Below are 19,821 nucleotides of genomic sequence, written 5' to 3' on the forward strand. Positions count from 1 at the left end.
CCTTCCGGCCACAGCACTAGCCGGCCGCGAGGAGGACCGTGCCGGCCAGGGCGAGGCCCGCGCCGGCCGCCTGGACCGGGCGGAGGCGTTCCTTCAGGACGGCGAAGGCGGCGAAGGCCGTGATCACCGGGTAGAGCGAGGACAGTACGGCGGCCACGGTGACCGGGCCGCTCTGGGCGGCGACGGAGTACGTGCCGTTCGCCGCGACGTCCGCGAGGCCGACGAAGGCCAGCGCGGGCAGCAGCCGCCACAGCATCCGCGGGCTCGTGCCCGCCGGCAGGGCCGGGGTACCGCGCCGGGCGCGGGCCCACAGGACGGCGCCGCCCGCGGTCACATTGGTGACCCGCTGGACGAACAGGGCCAGGAACAGCCCGGTGACGGTGGTGGAGGCGTGCGAGATCAGGGCCATCACCGCGCCGAACCCGAACGCGGCGACCAGCGTCAGCACCACGGCCTGCCGCTGCACGGGCGCGCCACGCAGCTCGGGGCCGCCCGCCAGGACGATGCCGACGACGGCGATCGCGATCCCGGTGTACTGGCCGAGGCCGGGCTGCTCGCCGAGGGCCAGCCCGACACCGACGGGCACGACCACCCCGAGCGAGCCCAGCGGCGAGACCACGCCCATCGGCCCCAGGGCGAGCGCCTTGTAGAAGCTGAGCATCGCGACGGGCCCGACCAGGCCCGCGGCGACGGCGAACCACAGCTGCGGCCCGGCCTCCCGCCAGGCCCCGGTCGCCAGGACCACCGTGCCGAGCGCGACGACGGCGAGGATCTGCGAGACGACGACCACCGTCAGCGCCGGCAGGCGGCGGGTCAGCAGCCCGCCGCCGAAGTCGGCGAGGCCCCAGAGCACGGCTGTGGCCAGGGCGAACAGGGTGGTCATGCGGGGCCTCGCAGTACAGTGCAGTGAACGGTGGAGTGCAGTGTCGAGTACACCGCACGATAGTTCAGTCTATTGGACCTTTGAATCCAGGATTTTGGACGGAATGGTGTCGGACTTCGAACAGCTCACCCAGGCGCTCGCCCGGAACCTCAGGCGCTGGCGCGGTGAGCGGGGCTTCACCCTCGACGCGCTGGCCGCCCGGGCGGGGGTCAGCCGCGGGATGATCATCCAGATCGAGCAGGCCCGGACGAACCCCAGCGTCGGCACGACGGTCAAGCTCGCCGACGCCCTGGGTGTGAGCATCACCACGCTCCTGGACCACGACCGCACCCCGCGGGTGCACGTGGTGCTGCCGGGCCAGGCGGTACGGATGTGGTCCACCGACGCCGGCAGCGGGGCCAGCATGCTCCTCGGCGACGACCGGCGCGGGCCGGTGGAGATGTGGAGCTACCGCCTGGAGCCGGGCGAGGGCACCGACTCCGACCCCCACCCGTCCGGGACCTTCGAGATGCTGCACGTCACGGCCGGGGAGCTGACCCTGCACATCGCCGAGGAGCGGTACGTGGTCCCCGCGGGCGGGGCCGTCTCCTTCGAGGCGGACGTCCCGCACGCCTACCGCAACGAGGGCCCGGACCCGATGGAGATGACCCTGGCCGTCTCCATCCCACCGGTGTCGGGCGCCTGACAGCACGGGGACGCCTGCGCCTACAGGGCGGGGATCTCGATGGCCGGGCACCGGTCCATCACCATGTCGAGCCCGGCCTCACGGGTCCGGGCGAAGGCGGCCTCGTCGACCACGTCCAACTGGAACCACACGGCCTCCGCCCCGGCGGCCACCGCATCGTCGGCGACCTGCCCGGCCAGGAAACTGTTCACGAACACGTCCACCACGTCGACCTTGAACGGGATCTCGCCGAGCGAGGCGTACCCCTTCTCGCCGTGCACCGTCTCGGCCTTCGGATGCACCGGCACGACCCGCTTGCCGAACCGCTGCAGCACGCGCGCCACCCCGTAGGCCGCCCGGTCCTGGTTGTTGGACAGGCCCACCACGGCCCAGGTGTCGCCGAGCTCGGTGAGGATCCTGCGAATGGTTGCCGGGTCGCCGTACACGGGCGCCGCCTCCTGTTGCATACCGGATGCGCCCCGGTGCTCCGGGCCGCCCCCGGATCAACGGAAGGGACGCATGTCCGATTCCCCGTAGGGTGGAGCGGTGAAGTCAGACCAGTACGTGACGGTGGCCCGTGAGGGCGTGCACGAGTCCGAGATCAACCGCTCGCGCTTCCTGTGCTCGCTCGCGCCCGCCGCGACCGAGCAGGAGGCGCAGGAGTTCGTCGCTCGGATCCGGCGCGAGCACCCCACCGCCACGCACAACTGCTTCGCCTACGTGATCGGTGCCGACGCGGCCGTGCAGAAGGCCAGCGACGACGGCGAGCCCGGGGGCACCGCCGGGGTGCCCATGCTGCAGATGCTGATGCGGCGCGACATCCGGTACGCGGTCGCCGTCGTCACCCGGTACTACGGCGGTGTGAAGCTCGGGGCCGGCGGGCTCATCCGGGCCTACGGCGGGGTCGTCGGCGAGGCCCTCGACGAGCTCGGCACCGTCACCCGCCACCGCTACCGGCTGGCCACCGTCACCGTCGACCACCAGCGGGCCGGCAAGACCCAGAACGACCTGCGCTCCACCGGCCGGACCGTGGTCGACCTGCGCTACGGGGCGGCCGTCGAGATCGAGGTCGCCCTGCCCGAGGCCGACCTGCCCGCCTTCGAGGCCTGGCTCGCCGACAGCACCGCCGGCACCGCCACCCTCACGCTCGGCGGGGAGACGTACGCGTCCTGAGGGCGCCGGGTGAGGCGTTAGCGTAGAGGGGCTCATCCACAGCGGGTGACACCGGGAAGAACGAGAAGACGGCGACCAGGGGGCGGGCGGGATGTGCGGCGACACGGCCGGCGCGGCGGTCGGCGGGGCGGGCGAGTGAGGCTCCTGCACACCTCGGACTGGCACCTCGGCCGGTCCTTCCACCGCGTCAACATGCTCGGTGCCCAGGCCGTCTTCATCGACCACCTCGTCGAGACCGTCCGCACGCACGAGGTCGACGCCGTCCTCGTCGCCGGCGACGTCTACGACCGGGCCGTCCCGCCGCTGCCCGCCGTCGAGCTGTACGACCGGGCCCTGCACCGGCTCGCCGAGCTCGGCGTGCCCACCGTGATGATCTCGGGGAACCACGACTCCGCCCGCCGGCTCGGCGTCGGGGCCGGGCTCATCGGCCGGGCCGGGATCCACCTGCGGACCGATCCGGACGGCTGCGCCGACCCGGTCGTGCTGGCCGACGTACACGGGGACGTGGCCCTGTACGGGCTGCCGTACCTGGAGCCGGCCCTGGTCAAGGACCAGCTCGGCGCGGCGAAGGTCAGCCACGAGGCCGTCCTCGGCGCGGCCATGGACCGCGTCCGGGCCGACCTCGCCGCACGGCCGCCCGGCACCCGCGCCGTCGTCCTCGCCCATGCCTTCGTCACCGGCGGGCAGGCCAGCGACAGCGAACGCGACATCGCCGTCGGCGGGGTCGAGGCCGTCCCCGCCTCCGTCTTCGACGGGGTCGACTACGCCGCCCTCGGCCACCTCCACGGCTGCCAGACGATCAGCGAACGGGTCCGCTACTCCGGTTCCCCGCTCGCCTACTCCTTCTCCGAGGCCGACCACCGCAAGAGCATGTGGCTGGTCGAGCTCGGCGCACCCGGCGAGATCGGCGCCGAGCGCATCGACACCCCCGTGCCGCGCCCCCTCGCCCGCCTGCGCGGACGGCTCGACACCCTGCTCGATGACCCCGCGCACACCGTGCACGAGGAGTCCTGGGTCGAGGCCACCCTCACCGACCCCGTACGCCCCGACGACCCCATGGCCCGCCTCGCCGTCCGGTTCCCCCACACCCTGAGCCTCGCCTTCGACCCCGAGGGCCGCGAGGAGGACGGCGCGGCCACCTACGCCCAGCGCCTCAAGGGCCGCACCGACCAGGAGATCGCCGAGGACTTCGTGGCCCACGTACGCGGCGGCGGCAAGGCCGACGAGGCCGAGCGGGCCGTGCTCCAGGCCGCCTTCGAGGACGTCCGCACGGCCGCGGCCGCCGCCGACGGCGGGCAGGAGGCCCGGCGATGAGGCTGCACCGGCTGCGGATCACCGCCTTCGGCCCCTTCGCCGAACCCCAGGAGATCGACTTCGACGCCCTCTCCGGCGCCGGGATCTTCCTCCTCCACGGACCCACCGGCGCCGGCAAGACCTCCGTCCTCGACGCCGTCTGCTACGCCCTGTACGGGTCCGTGCCCGGCGCCCGCCAGGCCCCCGGCACCAGCCTGCGCAGCGACCACGCCGACCCCGGCACCCCGACCGAGGTCACCCTCGAGCTCACCGCCGGCGGCCGCCGCCTGGAGATCACCCGCCGCCCCGAACAGGACCGGCCGAAGAAGCGCGGCACCGGCACCACCAAGGACAAGGCGCAGAGCCGGCTCCGCGAGTACGACGGCGAGCAGTGGGCGGCGCTCAGCCGCTCCCACCAGGAGATCGGCGAGGAGGTCGAGCAGCTCCTCGGCATGAGCCGCGAGCAGTTCTGCCAGGTCGTGCTGCTGCCGCAGGGCGAGTTCGCCCGCTTCCTGCGCGCCGACGAGGCCGCCCGCGGACGCCTCCTGGGCCGCCTCTTCGACACCCGCCGCTTCGCCGCCGTCGAAACCCTCCTCGCCGAGCGCCGCCGGGCCGCCGAGGCCAAGGTCCGCGCCGGCGACGAGAAGGTCCTCGCCATCGCGCACCGCCTGGCCCAGGCCGCCGGGGACAGCGCCGACCTGCGGGCCTGGCCGCTGCCCGGCCACCAGCCGGGCGACCCGGGCCTCGCCGAGGCCGTCCGCGCCTGGGCGGCCGTCGCCCGGTCCGCGGCCCGCGAGCGGCTGACCGTCGCCGAGTACGCGCTGGCCGCCGCCGAGGGCCGGGACGCCGCCGCCCGCCGGGCCGCCGAGGAGGCCCGCGAGCTCGACCGGCTCCAGCGCCGGCACGCCGAGACCGCCCGCCGCGCCGCCCTGCTCGCCGAGGCGGAGCCCGAGCGCCGGCGCATCCGCGAGCTGCTCGACCGGGCCGGGCGCGCCGCCCTCGTCGCCCCCGCCCTGGAACTGCGCGGAGCCGCCCACTCCGCCCACCTGTCCGCCGCCCACACCGAGGCCGCCGCCCGCGCCGAACTCCCGCCCGCGCTCGCCGACGCGGGCACTGAGCAGCTCGCCGCCGTCGAGCAGCGGCTGCGCGAGGACCTCGGCGCCCTCGGCGCCGCCCGGCGCGCCGAGCAGCGCAGCGCCGAGATCGGCCGCGAACGCGCCGGCCTGGAACGCGAGGCCCGCGACGCGGAGGAGCAGCTGCGGGAGTCCGCCGAGTGGCTCGCCCGCTGGGAGGACACCCGCACCGCGCTGGCCGGGCGGGTCGACGCCGCCCAGCAGGCCGCGACCCTGGCCGAGCAGCTCGCGGGGAAGCTGGAGCCCGCCCGCCTGCACCTGAACGCCGCCCGGCGCCGGGACGCGTTGGACGCCGACGCTCAGCGCGGCGAGGGCGAACTGCTCCGCGTACGCGAGGAGTCGGCCGCGGTCCGGGAGCGCTGGCTGGAGCTGAAGGAGGCCCGGCTGCGCGGGATCGCCGCCGAGCTCGCGGCCGCCCTGGCGCCCGGGGAGCCCTGCACGGTGTGCGGCTCGGCCGAGCACCCGGCCCTGGCCCGCCCCGCCGCGGGGCACGTGGACCGCGCCGCCGAGGAGGCCGCCCACGCCCGCTACGAGCAGGCCGAGGACCGCCGCGCGGCCGTGGAGCGGGGACTCGCCGCCGTCCAGGAGGCCCGCGCCGAGGCCGCGGCGGCCGCCGGGGACGCCACCACCGCCGAACTCCTCGCCCTGACCTCGGACCTGAGCTCCCGGCACGCCGCCGCCCACGCCGCGGCCGCCGGACTGCACGCCGCCCGCGAGCAGCTGGCCCGCGCCGAGCGGGAGCACGCCGTCCGCGGCTCCGACCGGCTCGACGCCGAGCGCCGGGCGGCGGCCCGGGTCTCCCGCCGCGAGGCCCTGGACCGGGAGCAGGCCTCGCTGGAGGCCGAGCTCGCCCTCGTACGGGGGGACGCGCCCACCGTCGCGGCCCGCGCCCGGACCCTGGAGGACCGGGTCCGCATGGTCACCGCGGCCGCCGCCGCACTGCGCCGGGCCGAGGCCGCCGCAGCCCGGCTCAAGGAGGCCGACGGCCAGCTCGCCGACGCCGCCTTCAAGGCCGGCTTCGACACCGTCGAGGCCGCGGCCGCCGCCGTGCTCCCGGACTACGAGCGCACCGCGCTGCAGCACCGGCTCGACGCCTGGCAGGCCGAGGAGGCGATGCTGGCCGACCGGCGCCGCGAGGAGGACACCGCCGCGTCCGCCGCGCTGCCCGCGGCCGACCCGGACGCCGCCGGGGCCGCCGCCGTGCGGGCCGCGGCCCGGCTGCGCGAGGCGGGCTCCGCCTTCGACGCGGCCCGGGTGCGCTGCGCGGAGCTCGACCGGCTGTCCCGGCAGGCCGAGCAGGAGCTGCGCGCCCTCGGCCCGCTGCGCGAGGCGTACGAGCGGGTGGCCCGGCTCGCCGCCCTGACCGCCGGCACCTCCGCCGACAACGAGCGCAAGATGCGCCTGGAGGCGTACGTCCTGGCCGCCCGGCTGGAGCAGGTCGCGGCCGCGGCGACGGTGCGCCTGCTGAAGATGTCCGGCGGCCGCTACACGCTGGTCCACTCCGACGCCAAGGCGTCCGGACGCGGCCGCTCCGGCCTCGGCCTGCACGTGGTCGACGCCTGGACCGGCAACGAGCGCGACACCGCCACCCTCTCGGGCGGGGAGACCTTCTTCGCCTCCCTCGCCCTCGCCCTCGGGCTGGCCGACGTGGTCACGGACGAGGCGGGCGGCGTCCGCCTGGACACCCTCTTCATCGACGAGGGCTTCGGCAGCCTCGACGACCAGGCGCTCGACGAGGTCCTCGACGTCCTGGACTCACTGCGCGAACGCGACCGCAGCGTCGGCATCGTGAGCCACGTCGCCGATCTGCGCACCCGGGTGCAGGCCCAGCTGGAGATCGTCAAACAGCGCGGCGGCTCGGTGGTCCGCCACCGCACCGCGGGGCTCACGGACTGAGCGGGCGGCGGGGCAGCGGCGAGGAGTACACGATGCTGGTCGTGACCGCGCCGAGCCCGGCGATCCGGCCCGCGACCTCCTCCAGGTGCCGCATCGAGCGGGCGGCGACCTTGAGCACGAAGCAGTCGTCGCCGGTGACGTGATGCGCTTCGAGGATCTCCGGGGTGGCCTCCAACAGGTCGTGGAACGGCTTGTAGTTGCCGTGCGGATAGCGCAGCCGGACCAGCGCGAGGATCGACTTGCCCAGTTTCTCCGGATCGACCACGGCGGTGTAGCCGGTGATCACGCCGGCCTCCTCCAGGCGGCGCACCCGCTCGGTGACGGCGCTCGCGGACATGGAGACGGCGCGGGCGAGTTCGGCGAAGCTGGCCCGGCCGTCCGCCTGGAGGGCCGCCAGGATCCGCCAGTCGGTGGCGTCAGGGGAATACTCGGTCATGCAGGAGATGTAGCAGGGAAATCCCCGGCAGAACAAGGGGAAGGCCGGGGAAAGTCCCTTCCGATGATGATCAGCGGAACCGTAGATTCTGAGCCATGACGACGACGAACCAGAACAGCGCCCCCGCCACCGAGAACCCCGTCCTGCGGGTGCCCCCGGCCGCTCCGGCCGCGGCCGCCGCCTACTTCGCCGCGAGCCTCGCCTTCCACGCGGACGTGTCCGACGTCGCCGCCGCCTTCAAGGCCCACCGCGAGCAGGGCGCCGCGCTCGGCTTCCAGCTGATCGACTCCCGCTCCACCCCCGCCTGGGACCAGGCCCACGTCCCCGGCGCGATCCACCTGCCGACGGCCCTCATCCCCGAGCAGGCCGAGCAGCTCCTCGACAAGTCCGTGCCCGTGGTGACGTACTGCTGGGGCCCCGGCTGCAACGGCGGCGCCCGCTCCGCCCTGGCCCTGGCCCAGCTCGGCTTCCAGGTCAAGGAGATGCTCGGCGGCATCGAGTACTGGATCCGCGAGGGCTTCGAGGTCGAGACCTGGCAGGGCCGCGCCCAGCGCACCGAGGCCGACCCGCTGACCGCGCCGACGGACTCCGACGACTGCGGCTGCTGAGGCCGTTGGTCCTGCCGACACGTACGGGCCGCCCGCTTCCTTGGAGGAGACGGGCGGCCCGTACGCGTGTGCCTGCGGCCGGATCAGAGCGCCGACAGCTCGTCCACCAGGTCGTCCAGGCCCAGCGAGCCCTGCGACAGCGCCGCCATGTGCCACGCCTTCAGGTCGAAGGAATCGCCGTGCGCGGCCCGGGCGTTGTCCCGGCCCAGCAGCCAGGCCCGCTCGCCCAGCTTGTAGCCGATCGCCTGGCCCGGCATCGACAGGTAGCGCGTCACCTCGCTCTCGATGAACTCCGCCGACCGGCTGTTGTGCAGGGAGAAGAACTCCTGCGCCAGCTCCACCGTCCAACGCTCGCCCGGGTGGAACGGCGAGTCCGCCGGGATCTCCAGGCCCAGGTGCATGCCGATGTCCACGATGACCCGCGCGGCGCGCATCATCTGGCAGTCCAGGTAGCCCAGGCGCTGCTCGGCGTCCTTGAGGTAGCCCAGCTCGTCCATCAGGCGCTCCGCGTACAGCGCCCAGCCCTCGACGTTGGCGCTGACGAGGCCGACGCTCGCCTGGTAGCGGGAGAGCCGGTCGGCGACGTGCGCCCACTGCGCCAGCTGGAGGTGGTGGCCGGGTACGCCCTCGTGGTACCAGGTGGAGACCAGGTCGTACACGGGGAAGCGGGTCTGGCCCATCGTCGGCAGCCAGGTGCGGCCCGGGCGGGAGAAGTCCTCCGAGGGGTTGGTGTAGTACGGGGCCGCCGCGCCGCCCGCGGGGGCGATCATCGACTCCACCCGCTTGACCCGCTCGGCGAGTTCGAAGTGGGTGCCGTCCAGGTTCTCGATGGCCTCGTCCATCAGGCCCTGGAGCCAGGCGCGGACCTCGTCGACACCCTCGATGTGGGTGCCGTGCTCGTCCAGGTGCTTCAGCGCCTCCCACGGGCCGGCGCCCGGCAGGATCCTGGCCGCCTCCGTCTTCATCTCGGCGAGCAGCCGGTGGTACTCCGACCAGCCGTAGGCGTACGCCTCGTCCAGGTCCAGGTCCGTGCCGTTGAAGTAGCGCGACCAGCGGGCGTAGCGCTCGCGGCCCACCGCGTCCGGGGCGCCGGCGACGGCCGGGGCGTACACCGAGCTCATCCAGGCGCGCAGCTCGGAGAGGGCCGCGGTGGCGAGGGCGGCCGCCTCGTCGAGCTCGGCGCGCAGGGACTGCGGGCCGCCGGCCGCGAAGCCGCCGAAGAAGCCGCGGTCGCCTTCGCCGGCCTCGTCGCCTTCGTCCTCGCCCGCCCAGGTGGTGAGCTGCTCGATGAAGGTTGCCGTGGCGCGCGGGCCGCCGTACAGGCCGCGGTCCAGGCCCAGCTGGAGGCTCTCGCGGTAGCCCGCGAGCGCGGCGGGCACGGCCCGCATGCGTGCGGCGATCGCCGCCCAGTCCTCGTCCGTCTCGGCCGGCGTCAGCGGGAAGACCTCGCGGATGGCGTGCGCGGGGGAGTGGATGTTGCTGACGGCCCTGAGGTCCTCGTCCGCCTCGTACACGGCGAGTTCGGCGGTCAGGCGCTCGCGCAGCAGGCGGGCGCACCGGCGCTCGGCGTCGGTGTCCGCACCGGGCAGTTGCTCCGCGGCGTCGAGGCGGGCGAGCGTGGCCCGGGCCAGGTCGGCCACGGCGGCCCGGCCGGCCGGGGAGAAGTCCGGGAGCCGGCCGGAGCTCGCGGCGACACCGAGATAGGTGCCCGTGATCGGGTCGATGGCGATGAGGTCGTCGACGTACGCGTCGGCGACCTGGCGGGGCAGCCGGGCGGCGCTGTCGCTGCGAAGGGTGTCTGACATGCGGACATCTTCGTACGGGGAACGGCCCGTGTCATCACCGTTCGCTGTCGGCCTGCTGACATGCGCCACTGCGCCCCGGGCGAGGGGCCCGGGGCGCAGGGTGGTGGCGGCCGCGCTAGCCCTGAGGGCGATGGGCGCGGGGGAGTTCGTACGGGAGCCGCGAGACGACCGGGGCCGCCTCCAGGCGGGCCGTGATCACGAGGGTGCCCTCCTCGATCTGGTAGTCGAGGGGGAGGCCGAGGCCCCGCATGGCCGCGACCATGCCGGTGTTGGCGGACTGGGTGACGGCGTACACGCTGTCGCAGCCGGCCTCGACGGCCATCGCGATCAGGCGGCGCAGCAGCTCGGAGCCGATCCCGCGGCGCTGCCAGTCGTCCTCGATCAGGAGCGCCACCTCGGTCTCGTCCCCGTCCCACAGCAGGTGGCCGAGGGCGACTAGCCTGCCGGACGCGGTGGTCGCGGCCAGGGTGCGGCCGAAGCGGGGGCTCAGCAGGTGGCCCAGGTAGCGGTCGGCGTCGGCGACGGGCCCGTGGTAGCGCAGGCCGAGGGTGCGCTCGGAGCAGCGGTCGTGCATGGCCCGGGCGGCGGCCAGGTCGGATCCGTCGGCGCGGCGCACCGTGATCTCGTTGCCTTCGGGCAGGGTGAGCACGTCCTGGCTGCGCGGGACGCGCGGGCCGAGGCGGGCGTCGAGCTCGACGAGGGCGCGGGCCCGGGCGAACTCGGTCGGAGTGAAGGGCAGGTAGGGCCGCTCCACCGTGATGGCGCCGCCGGAGGGGTCGCGCAGCCGCATCACCGTGGCCTCGAGGACCCCTTCCACCGGCGCGTCGGCGGCCGCGTTGGGGCGGCCGGAAAGGGTGGTGGCCGGGATCGAGTGGATGGTGCAGCGGCCCAGCAGCTGGCGCAGGGCGAGGGGGAGTTCGGCGGCATCCAGGGCGGTGCGGGTGGCCAGGCCCAGGACGCGGGTCGGCGTGTCGACCAGGTCGTGTGCGTCGGCGCGCTCGATCCAGGTGCTGCGGCCGCCGGCCCCGGAGACGGCCCGGGTGAGCTCCGCCAAGGGCAGCTGCTGCGGGGCGCGCAGCAGGAACTCGTCCACGGTGCCGCCCTCGGGCAGCGGGTGGGTCTGGAGGGTCAGGATGTCCACGTCCGCCCGGGCGAGGGCAGTGCACAGCGCGGCGAGGCTGCCGGGCTCGTCGCGCACGGTCGTCCGCATCCGCCACAGGGCGGTGGATGCGGAGGCGGGCGCGGACACGGACGAGCGTGCCGGCGCAGGGGCGGGCGCCGCCGGATCCGCGCCGGCCATGGCGCTGCCTGCCCCGGCCGGCGCCTGCGGATCGGAGGGCGCCGTGCTCCCGGGCGGCGGCGCATGGCTGTGCCGGCGTGCCCACCAGGTGTGGAACGCCGCCGTCACCAGGAGTGCCACGGCCGAGGCGACGAGCAGGACGGGGCCGTTCGGACCGTGCGCGACGAGGTTGGCGATGCCGTCGGCGACCGCGACGGCGCAGAAGAGCGCGGCCAGTTCGACGAGGTCGCGGCGCCAGTGGTGGCGGTGGGGACGGTGGGCGGGGGCGGCGATACGTTCAGTCATGCATGTCACTGTGGCGCAGGGGTGTTGCGTGATCACGAACGATCTGTGACCGATGGGTTAAGTGTCCCTCTGGCCGATTTGGCCCGGTTTTCCGCTCGTTTTCCGCTGCCGCACTGTTCCTTTGCGGGACCGCCGGGCCTCGGGACCGGCTGCTACTGGCCGACCCGCCCCGGCCGCAGCGTCGTGGAGAACAGTACGCCTCCGCCCTGGCGGCGCAGGCGGACGGTGAGCTCCCCGCTCTCGCCGTCGATCTCGACCTCGCCGTAGTACGGCGGGTTCTCGGACGGCGACATGTTGGGCAGCGGGGCCGACTGCACGAACGCCGTCTCGGGGCCGAAGGTGGCGTCGAGCTTCCCGGCCGGGAACCCGCCGGCCCCGATAGGACCGGAGACGAACTCCCAGAACGGCGCGAAGTCGCCGAAGGCGGCGCGCTCGGGGGCGTAGTGGTTCGCGGCCGTGTAGTGGACGTCGGCGGTCAGCCAGAGCGTGCCCGTGATGCGCTGGTGCTTGATGTGGCGCAGCAGTTCGGCGATCTGGAGCTCGCGGCCGAGCGGCGCTCCCGGATCGCCCTGCGCGACGGCCTCGAAGTTCGCCGCGCCGTCGGGGACGACGATGCCGAGCGGCATGTCGGAGGCGATGACCTTCCAGGTGGCGCGCGAGCGCAGCAGCTCGCGCTTGAGCCAGGCCAGTTGCTCGGACCCCAGGATGCCGACGGGGTCGTCGCTCTGGCGGCCGGGCGAGTTGGCGTTGCGGTGGGTGCGCATGTCCAGCACGAACACGTCCAGGAGCGGCCCGTACCGCATCACGCGGTACATACGGCCTTCGGCTCGGCCGCCCCGCAGGTCGGTGACGGGGAAGTACTCGCCGAACGCCTGGCGGGCGCGCGCCGCCAGGGTGTCGACGTCCTTGACCGTGTAGCGGGGGTCTTCCAGCAGCTGGCCGGGGTACCAGTTGTTGCGTACCTCGTGGTCGTCCCACTGCGCGAGCACCGGCACCTGGGCGTTGAACGCGCGCAGGTTGTGGTCGAGCAGGTTGTAGCGGAAGTTCCCGCGGAACTCGTCGAGGGTCTCGGCGACCTTCGCCTTCTCCTCGGTGGTGACGTTGTGCCAGAGGGTGCCGTCGCGCAGGGGCACCGAGGCCTGGATCGGCCCGTCCGCGTAGACCGTGTCCCCGCTGAAGAGGAAGAAGTCGGGGTCGCGCAGCCGCATCTCCTCGAAGACGCGGTAGCCACCCAGGTCGGGGTTGATGCCCCAGCCCTGGCCCGCCAGGTCACCCGACCACAGGAAGCGCACGTCGCGGCGGCGCGAGACGGGCGTGGTGCGGAAGGAGCCCGCGACGGGCCGGCCGGCCCGCCGCGGGTCGTCGGGGTCGGCGAGGACGACGCGGTAGTGGATCTGCTGGCCGGGCGGCAGGTCGCGCAGGGTCACGGTGCCGGTGTAGTCGGTGCCGGGGCCGAGGTACGGGCCGCCGTGGCGGCGCACGCCGTAGCGGAACGACTCGCTCGGGGAGGTCTCGACGTACATCCGCGCCGGCCGGTCGGAACGGGTCCAGACGGTGGCCGAGTGGGCGGTGATCTCACCGGACTGGACGCCCCACGGCGCGCCCGGGCGGCCCGAGCGGGTGAACGCCGGAGCGTCTGCGGTTGAGACGAGGGCCGGTGCGGCGAACGCGGGGGCGGCGACGGTGCTGGACAGGGCGAGGCCCACCGGAACGGCGATCGAGCCGCCGAGCAGGGACCGTCGGGTGTGCGGCAGGGGTGCCATCGGAGTGTCTCCAGGGCAGGCCGGGGAAGGGTCGGACCAGTGTGCCGAGGTACACCGGCCCGCCCGCGTCGCCCACGCGAACCGCGGATGAACAACCCACCAGCAGCTCATCCCACCTGGCTGTTTGTCGCCCTCACCGTGTCCAGAACCACACGGGCGACCAGGGCCGGGTCGTCGTTCATCGGCACGTGTCCGCATCCGCGCAGCCGCACCAGCCGGGCGTCGGGCACGACGTGCTTGGCCCGCACGCCCTGACGGGGCAGCAGCAGCCGGTCCCGGGAGCCCCAGGCAATGGTGACCGGCAGACCGGGCACGTCCTCGGTGAACCGTACGGAGCGGCCGGCGGCCAGGGTCTCCTCGAAGCCGGTGGCCTGGCGCAGGGCCAGGGTCTCGGCGACGACGGCCTCCGGCGAGCGGCGCGCCGGGCGGGCGTAGATCGTGCCGGTCAGGGCGGTGCGGCCGGCGGCGCTGTGCGAGAGCCGCTCCACGGTGGTCAGGGGCAGGGCCAGGGCGCCGACGCGCATCGCGCGCAGGGTGGCGAAGGCGTACTTGCGCTCGGCCTCGGTCCAGAAGCCGGCCGGCGAGAGCGCGGTGACCGAGCGGACGAGGCTGCTGCGGCCCATTTCGAGGGCGAGGAGGCCGCCGAGGGAGTTGCCGACGACGTGCGGGCGTTCGGCGCCTAGGGCCGAGCACAGCGCGCCGAGGGCGGCGGCGACGGTGTGCAGGTCGTACGGGATCCCCTCGGGGAGGGGCTCCGAGGCGCCGAAACCGGGCAGGTCGACGGCGATCACGTCGTGCTCGGCGGCCAGGATGTCGGTCACCGGGTGCCAGGCCTGGAGGTGGTGTCCGATGCCGTGGAGCAGGAGGAGCGGCGTGCCGGCGCCCTTGCGCTCGTACGCGACGGTGGCGGTGCGGGGGCCCAGCGGCGATGCGATCGGGAAGGACACCGTGGCGGTCATGCTGCTCCTCGTCGGCCGGACGCGGCCGGCCGGTGGCGGTGGGCGGACGCGTGTGAGACAGGCTGTCAGTAATGACTATGACCATGATTACCGCCCGGTAGTCCGCAATTCGCAAGCCCGCGGGGCGTGTCGTGCGCGGTCGGCCGCACGCGCGAACATCCTGTGAACGGCTCGATACGTATGCCCGATCTGCCCGGTAAAGGGGTGAGGATTGGTCTTGACCAAGGTGGTGCGCCGCCCTATGGTCGCAGGGATAGTGCAGGAACCTTTAATAAACAAGGGCGCGGAACTGCCGCTGGAACACGGCGATTGCAGCGATGGCAGGAGGATTCAGGGTGGGGACCACGCAGCTGGAAACGGTGCCGGAGCCGAAGTACTGGCACCTCAAGACCGTCCTCAGCGAGGCGCTCGACTCGGACTTCGCCGTCGGCGAGGTCCTGCCGAACGAGCGTGAGCTCGCCGCCCGTTTCGGAGTCGCCCGCGCGACCCTGCGCCAGGCCCTGGAGCAGCTGGAGCTCGAAGGCCGCCTCCAGCGCCGCCGCGGCGTCGGCACCACCGTCGCCCCGCCGCGCGTCGGCGTCGCCGTCGGCAGTACGCGGCACAGCTGGCCCGGCGAGAGCGCCGACGGCTGGGAGGCCGTGGACGCCGCCGAGGCCGTGCCGCCCGCCGCGGTGCTGAAGCTCCTCGGCACCGCCGCCGACCAGCCCGTGCACACCGTGCGCCGGACCCGCAGCACGCAGGGCCAGGCCGTCGCCGCCGAGCTGCTGTACGTGCCCGCCGCCTCGGTGCCGGGCCTGTCCGTGCCGGGCCTGTCCGCCGTCGACGCCCCGGCCGGAGCCGGGCGCGCCCGCGCCGTGCTGCGCGAGCTCCAGCGCCTCGACCTCGACGGTCAGGACCGTTCGGTCGAGCTCGGCTCGGCCCGCGCCGACGACGCCAAGGAGCTGGACCGCCTGCCCGGCGCCCCCGTACTGGTGGTCACCACCCGGTACTTCACCGCCGCGGGCACGGCCGCCGTCTCGATCGCGACGTACCGCGCCGACACCTGCCGCCTCACCTTCGGCGACTCCGGCGACGTCGAGATCGCTCACGACACGCGCGTCGCCTCCTGACACAGGGCGCGCCGCCTCCGCTCACTGCGACGGCCCCGGCACCGGCTTCTGCCGGGCAGGCCCAGCCCCGCTGGCTTTTGAGGCGCGGGGTCTGGGCGGAGCCGCGGAAGAGCCGTTGGCTCCGCCTGCGCCGGGGACGGGGGTCCGGCCATTCCAGTCCCCGGCGTTTGAGGCGCGGGGTCTGGGGCGGAGCCCCGGAAGACCCGCGGTCTCCGCCGCCACCTGAGCCGGGGGTCCGGCATATCCAGCCCCGCCGGCGTTTGAGTGGGGGTCCCCCGGACGGGTCTGGGGGAGGGGTCCGGGCGGAGCCCGGTGCCCGGCGGAGCCGGGTTTCCCCGGGGCCGGTTGCCGCGTGGCGATGCAGGTCGGCGGTCGCCGGATGCAGCACGGGGTCAGCGGCGCCGGGCGGTGACCGTCCGCTCCACGGCGAAGAGCTCCTCCTCGACCTGGTCCAGCGCCAGCCGGAGCGCCCCGGTGGCCACCGCGGCCTCGCCCAGGAGGGACTGCGCCACCCGGGGCGGGCGCAGGCAGTAGCGTTCGAGCTCCCGGCGGAGGGGGTCCAGGACGCCGTCCAGGCCGGCCGCCCAGCCGCCGACCACCACCAGCTCCGGATCCATCGCCAGCACCAGGGCCGCCACGTCGTGCACCAGGCGCTGGATGAAGCGGTCCACCGCGGCCACGGCCTGCTCGTCGCCCCGCGAGGCCTTGGCGAAGACCTCGGCGACGGCCTGCTCGTCCAGCGGGTGCAGGGGCTCGCCGGTCGTCGACAGCAGCTTCTCCGGGGTGACCTCGCGGCCCAGCAGGTGCAGTGCGCCGATCTCGCCGGCCGCCCCGCCGAACCCGCGGTGCAGCCGGCCGCCGATCAGCGAACCGGCCCCCGGGCTGAGGCCCGCCATCACGAACACCATGTCGTCGGTGTCCTGTGCGGCCCCCTTCCAGTGCTCGGCGAGCGCCGCCGCGTTGGCGTCGTTCTCCACCTGCACCGGGCAGCGGAACGAGCGGCGCAGCCGGTCACCGAGCGGCAGGCCGGTCCAGCCGGGCAGGGCCGTGCCGAGGCGGACGGTGCCGTCCGCCTCCACGATGCCGGGGCTGCCGACGCCGACCGCGCGCAACGAGTCCCTCGGTACGCCGGCGCGGCGCAGCAGATCGGCCACGGCCGCCCGGACCCGCTCCAGCCGCTCGTCGGCGGAGGCGGTCTCGGCCACGTCCTTGGTGCCGGCGCCGATCACCCGCCCGTCCAGCCCGGACAGCAGCACCGCGATCCGGTGCGAGCCGATCTCGATGCCGAGCAGGTGCCCCGCCTCGGCCCGGAACCGGTAGCGCCGGGCCGGCCGCCCCTGCCGGCGGGCGCCCTCCTCCGCATCGGCCTCGACGACGAGTCCGGTGGCGATGAGCCCCTCCACGACGCCTTCGACGGTCGGCCGGGAGAGCCCGGTCACCCGGGTCAGGTCGGTGAGGGTCGGCGACCGGGAGGCGCGCAGTGCCCGCAGCACCACCGCCGAATTGATCCGCCGGAGCAGAGAGGGATCTCCGCCGGTCAGCTGCCCCAACGTCTGTCCTCCCAGCTGGCGAGCCTGTCAGCCGGATCGTACTGCGCACCCGCCGCGGCGGCGAGGAGCGGCCCCCGTCGGAGCGGGCCGGAGCGCTCGGCGCGGGTGATCAGGTCGGGACGACGAAGCCCGATTCGTACGCCGCGATCACGGCCTGGGTCCGGTCCCGCGCGCCCAGCTTCGACAGCACCGCACTCACATGGGACTTCACGGTCTCGGTCCCCACGAAGATCTCGGCCGCGATCTCCGCGTTGGTCAGCCCGCGCGCCATGAGCCGCAGCACCGCCTCCTCCCGCTCGGTCAGTGCGGCCCGCTCCAACCGGGCCCGCGCCCCACTGCTGCCGTACTCCGCGGCCAGCGACCGCACTGCCGTCGGGAAGAGCAGGGTCTCGCCCTCCGCGACCAGCCGCACCGCATGCACGATCTCCGACGGGCGGGCCCGCTTCAGCAGGAAGCCGTCCGCCCCCGCCCGCAGCGCCCGGTACACGTACTCGTCGTTCTCGAAGGTCGTGACCACCAGGATCTTCGGCGGTTCGTCGATGCTCTTCAGCACCGCCTTGGTCGCCTCGATCCCGTCCAGCAGCGGCATCCGCACGTCCATGGCCACCACGTCCGGCCGCAGCTGCCGGACCAGCGGGATCACGGCCGCACCGTCGGCGGCCTCACCCACCACCTCGATGTCGGGCTGGGCGTCGAGCACGGCGCGCAGACCCGCGCGCACCAGGGGTTCGTCGTCGACGAGCAGTACGGTTACCGGCATCCGCTCAGCTTATGTGCTGAGCGGAAGCCGGGCGCGCACCAGCCATCTCCCCTTGTGGGGACCGGACTCGGCCGAGCCGCCGAGCAGCGCGGCCCGCTCCTGCATGCCCCGCAGCCCGCTGCCGCTGCCGCCGCCAGGGGAGACCGGGCCTTCGGGCAGCGGGTTCGACACCTCCAATTCCAGCTGCATCCCCTTCATTTCCACGCGCACCTCGACCGGGACCGGTCCGCAGTGCCGCAACACGTTCGTGAGCGCCTCCTGCAGGATCCGGTACGCCTCCCGGGTGACGGGCCCGGGCAAGGTCTCCAGCGGGCCGTTCAGTCGGGCGTGCACCTCCGCTCCCGAGGCCCGGGTGGAGTCCAGCAGCCGGTCCGCGTCCGCGAGCGTCGGCCGCTGCGAGGGACGCGGACCGGAATCCCGCAGGACCGACAGGACCCGGTCCAGGTCCTCCAGAGCCGTCCGCCCGGTCTCCTCTATTGCGCTCAACGCCCGCTCGGTGAAAGCCGGATCGCCGGCCGCCCGCGCCGCCCCCGCCTGCACCACGGCCACCGTCAGCGCGTGCCCGATCGTGTCGTGCAGCTCGCGCGCGATCCTGGTGCGCTCCAGCAGCTGCTCGGTCCGCTCCTCCAGTACGGACAGCCGCTCCGCGGCCGAAGGCCCCAGCAGCCGGGTCGCGATGGACGTGATGAGCTCGCCCATCAGGAACACGGTCACGAGCAGCACGACCAGCGGCAGCGGAGTGAGCACGGCCGCCAGCCAGGGCGGCGGGACCACCGGCAGCATCACGTCCCCGCGTATGGGGCAGCCGAAGGCGGTGGTGAGCAGCTCGACGGTGAACGCCGGAAGCCACACGGTGGCGAGCATGGCCGCGAAGGACAGCCCCAGCCGTATCTCCAGCCAGAGCACGGTCCGCCAGCGATCGCCCCAGCGCTTCGAGGCCACCGTGGATATGGCGCTCTCCTCGGCCCCGCGGTCGTACGGGGTGAGCAGGAACTGCGCCTGCAGCCCCTCCGCCGTCCGCATCCAGGGGATGAGGCCGAACGGGGCGATGATCAGGGCAGGGGCCCACGGGATCTCGTCGTCTATGAACAACCACACCGCCACCAGCAGCACGGGCACGCACAGGTGCAGCCAGCGCGTGTACGTCAGGGGCCGGAACGGCGCAGTGATCAATCGGTGCATGCCCCCATCGTGACAGCACCGCGATCACGGCCGTCTCCCCCGTGCGGGGGAGACGATCCCCCCGCACGGGGGAGGAGGGGGCGGGGGCCGACGGCGAATCTTGAGCCATGAACCGCATCGAGATCCGCCGACTGACCAAGGAATACGGCACGACCAAAGCCGTTGACCACCTCAGCTTCGACGTCCTGCCCGGCCGGGTCACCGGCTTCCTGGGCCCCAACGGCGCCGGCAAGTCCACCACGTTGCGGGTGCTGCTCGGGCTGGACCGGGCCACTTCCGGGACCGCCACCATCGGCGGCCGCAGCTTCACCGACCTCCAGCAGCCCCTGCTCCACGTCGGAGCACTGCTGGACGCCCAGGCCGCGCACGACGGCCGGACCGCCCGGGACCACCTGCTCGGCCTGGCCGTGAGCAACCGCATCCCGGCGCGCCGGGTGGACGAGGTCATGGAGCAGGCGGGCATCTCCTCCGCCGCGAAGCGGCGGATCAAGACCTACTCCCTGGGGATGCGGCAGCGGCTCGGCATAGCCGCCGCGCTGCTCGGCGACCCCGGCGTGCTGCTGCTGGACGAGCCCACCAACGGCCTGGACCCCGAGGGCATCATCTGGATCCGCGAGCTGATGCGGGGCCTCGCCCGCGAAGGGCGGACGGTCCTGGTGTCCAGCCACCTGATGTCGGAGACCGCCTCCTTCGTCGACCACCTGGTCGTCCTGGGGCGCGGCAAGCTCCTCGCCGACACCTCGATGGAGGACTTCATCAACGCGCGGAGCACCCCCAGGGTGCGGCTGCGCACTTCCGACCCGATACGCCTGCGCGCCACCCTCGCCCGGGACGGCTTCCGGCTGAGCGAGGCCCCAGAGGGCCGCTGGACGGTCGACGGGATGCAGGCCGAGCAGCTCGGCGCGCTCGCGGCCCGCGAGGGCATCCCGATGCTCGAACTCTCCGATGATCGGGCCTCGCTGGAGCAGGCCTACCTCGACCTCACCGCCGACCACGGCGAGTTCGCCGCCACCCGCTGACCA

General features: G+C 74.3%; 17 protein-coding genes. 7 read left to right on the top strand and 10 right to left on the bottom strand.

Annotated elements, in window-relative coordinates; genetic code table 11:
• Positions 1-16 precede the first annotated feature (16 nt).
• Positions 17-883, bottom strand: coding sequence for an EamA family transporter (locus AB0F11_RS15160; RefSeq protein ID WP_362172696.1), 867 nt, complete (start codon positions 881-883; stop codon positions 17-19).
• 106 nt (positions 884-989) lie between these two features.
• Here AB0F11_RS15160 and AB0F11_RS15165 point away from each other — a divergent pair, with 106 nt between their 5' ends.
• Positions 990-1,568, top strand: a complete 579-nt coding sequence (locus tag AB0F11_RS15165) for an XRE family transcriptional regulator (protein ID WP_362172990.1) — start codon at positions 990-992, stop codon at positions 1,566-1,568.
• 20 nt (positions 1,569-1,588) lie between these two features.
• Here the strand turns inward: AB0F11_RS15165 and AB0F11_RS15170 are convergent, their stop codons facing one another.
• Positions 1,589-1,993, bottom strand: a complete 405-nt coding sequence (locus tag AB0F11_RS15170; protein WP_362172993.1) for a CoA-binding protein — start codon at positions 1,991-1,993, stop codon at positions 1,589-1,591.
• A 100-nt stretch (positions 1,994-2,093) separates the two neighbouring features.
• Here AB0F11_RS15170 and AB0F11_RS15175 point away from each other — a divergent pair, with 100 nt between their 5' ends.
• The 3 genes from AB0F11_RS15175 to AB0F11_RS15185 all read left to right on the top strand — a co-directional run bounded on the left by AB0F11_RS15175 (position 2,094) and on the right by AB0F11_RS15185 (position 7,042).
• A complete protein-coding gene (locus tag AB0F11_RS15175; protein WP_362172699.1) occupies positions 2,094-2,720 on the top strand; it encodes a YigZ family protein in 627 nt (208 codons plus the stop codon).
• 135 nt (positions 2,721-2,855) lie between these two features.
• The gene (locus tag AB0F11_RS15180; protein ID WP_362172702.1) at positions 2,856-4,034 is read left to right on the top strand and encodes an exonuclease SbcCD subunit D; all 1,179 of its coding nucleotides are present in this window, start codon (positions 2,856-2,858) and stop codon (positions 4,032-4,034) included.
• On the top strand, positions 4,031-7,042 hold the full coding sequence (locus AB0F11_RS15185) for an SMC family ATPase (protein ID WP_362172705.1): 3,012 nt from the start codon (positions 4,031-4,033) through the stop codon (positions 7,040-7,042). Before AB0F11_RS15180 ends, AB0F11_RS15185 begins: the two co-directional genes overlap by 4 nt.
• Here the strand turns inward: AB0F11_RS15185 and AB0F11_RS15190 are convergent.
• Positions 7,032-7,478, bottom strand: coding sequence for an Lrp/AsnC family transcriptional regulator (locus AB0F11_RS15190; RefSeq protein ID WP_361907246.1), 447 nt, complete (start codon positions 7,476-7,478; stop codon positions 7,032-7,034). The genes AB0F11_RS15185 and AB0F11_RS15190 overlap by 11 nt on opposite strands.
• Before the next feature lie 95 nt (positions 7,479-7,573).
• On the opposite strand from AB0F11_RS15190, the gene AB0F11_RS15195 reads away from it, so the two are divergent.
• Positions 7,574-8,086, top strand: a complete 513-nt coding sequence (locus AB0F11_RS15195) for a rhodanese-like domain-containing protein (protein ID WP_362172708.1) — start codon at positions 7,574-7,576, stop codon at positions 8,084-8,086.
• An 83-nt stretch (positions 8,087-8,169) separates the two neighbouring features.
• Here AB0F11_RS15195 and AB0F11_RS15200 read toward each other — a convergent pair whose 3' ends face one another.
• From AB0F11_RS15200 to AB0F11_RS15215, 4 genes are all read right to left on the bottom strand, one after another.
• Complete coding sequence (locus AB0F11_RS15200; RefSeq protein ID WP_362172711.1) at positions 8,170-9,891, bottom strand: DUF885 domain-containing protein; 1,722 nt, start codon at positions 9,889-9,891, stop codon at positions 8,170-8,172.
• A 115-nt stretch (positions 9,892-10,006) separates the two neighbouring features.
• On the bottom strand, positions 10,007-11,476 hold the full coding sequence (locus AB0F11_RS15205; protein ID WP_362172714.1) for a GNAT family N-acetyltransferase: 1,470 nt from the start codon (positions 11,474-11,476) through the stop codon (positions 10,007-10,009).
• A gap of 152 nt (positions 11,477-11,628) precedes the next feature.
• Positions 11,629-13,239, bottom strand: coding sequence for an alkaline phosphatase D family protein (locus AB0F11_RS15210; protein WP_362172717.1), 1,611 nt, complete (start codon positions 13,237-13,239; stop codon positions 11,629-11,631).
• A gap of 107 nt (positions 13,240-13,346) precedes the next feature.
• A complete protein-coding gene (locus AB0F11_RS15215) occupies positions 13,347-14,198 on the bottom strand; it encodes an alpha/beta fold hydrolase (protein WP_362172720.1) in 852 nt (283 codons plus the stop codon).
• 335 nt (positions 14,199-14,533) lie between these two features.
• Here AB0F11_RS15215 and AB0F11_RS15220 point away from each other — a divergent pair, with 335 nt between their 5' ends.
• A complete protein-coding gene (locus tag AB0F11_RS15220; RefSeq protein WP_362172723.1) occupies positions 14,534-15,307 on the top strand; it encodes a GntR family transcriptional regulator in 774 nt (257 codons plus the stop codon).
• 392 nt (positions 15,308-15,699) lie between these two features.
• Here AB0F11_RS15220 and AB0F11_RS15225 read toward each other — a convergent pair whose 3' ends face one another.
• From AB0F11_RS15225 to AB0F11_RS15235, 3 genes are all read right to left on the bottom strand, one after another.
• Positions 15,700-16,857, bottom strand: a complete 1,158-nt coding sequence (locus AB0F11_RS15225; protein WP_362172726.1) for an ROK family transcriptional regulator — start codon at positions 16,855-16,857, stop codon at positions 15,700-15,702.
• Positions 16,858-16,966: 109 nt separating this feature from the next.
• Positions 16,967-17,617 carry a response regulator transcription factor gene (locus AB0F11_RS15230; RefSeq protein WP_362172729.1) on the bottom strand — a complete coding sequence of 217 codons (651 nt, stop codon included), beginning with the start codon at positions 17,615-17,617 and terminating at the stop codon, positions 16,967-16,969.
• 9 nt (positions 17,618-17,626) lie between these two features.
• Positions 17,627-18,799, bottom strand: coding sequence for a histidine kinase (locus AB0F11_RS15235; protein WP_362172731.1), 1,173 nt, complete (start codon positions 18,797-18,799; stop codon positions 17,627-17,629).
• Between the two features lie 107 nt (positions 18,800-18,906).
• On the opposite strand from AB0F11_RS15235, the gene AB0F11_RS15240 reads away from it, so the two are divergent.
• A complete protein-coding gene (locus tag AB0F11_RS15240) occupies positions 18,907-19,818 on the top strand; it encodes an ATP-binding cassette domain-containing protein (RefSeq protein WP_362172734.1) in 912 nt (303 codons plus the stop codon).
• Positions 19,819-19,821 lie beyond the last annotated feature (3 nt).

Origin of the sequence: Streptomyces sp. NPDC032472 (assembly GCF_040636955.1) — a bacterium.
GTDB lineage: Bacteria > Actinomycetota > Actinomycetes > Streptomycetales > Streptomycetaceae > Streptomyces.